The 526-nt window shown below is 36.5% G+C and carries 2 protein-coding genes; both read right to left on the bottom strand.

The genetic code is table 11. The annotated features are described in order from the left end of the window. The coding region (locus ACYVTD_RS16075) for a nucleotidyltransferase domain-containing protein (protein WP_461248688.1) at positions 1-238 on the bottom strand (238 nt) is incomplete at its 3' end. After that, on the bottom strand, positions 214-526 hold a 313-nt coding region (locus ACYVTD_RS16070; protein ID WP_461248687.1), incomplete at its 5' end, for a HEPN domain-containing protein. The genes ACYVTD_RS16075 and ACYVTD_RS16070, both read right to left, overlap by 25 nt.

Genomic DNA, 526 nt, shown 5'->3' with positions numbered 1-526 from the left:
CTATAAGCAAATCCTTGTCGTACTTTATTTTAAGATAGAAAAGCTCTGTAAGAATATCCAAAGTACGCCTGCGTTCAAAGGCTTGTGAAAAAAAGCAAATGTCAACATCGCTGTTTTCTCTCTGTGTTCCCTTGGCGTATGAACCATACAAATACACCTTGTCAATAGGCATTACCTTTTGTACATCGGCTATGTATTGCCGAACAATCGCGGTTACGGTTTCAATGTCTCTAGCCATGCAAATGCCTCCTTCGTTTCATTTAAGATGCTCTCAGCTTCTTCCCTATTCATAGAAGTACTTAGCCGTTCTTTATATTCAGGATACCGATTATTAAGATAAAACGCGCTTAGTTTTGCGAACAACAGCCGTTTACTGTCATCTATGGCTTTAGGCAATTTGTCTACAAACCTTGTTATTAATGAATTAATATCATGAATCTGTGGAACATTGTCATTAATGAAAAGTAAATACAAACCTTTGCACAATTTTTCAATTGCCTGTTGGCACATAAAAACAACATAAATC

Source organism: Treponema sp. R6D11 (genome assembly GCF_054786075.1).
The sequence above is the reverse complement of the archived record's forward strand: the minus strand, read 5'-3'. Positions and strand labels throughout refer to the sequence as shown.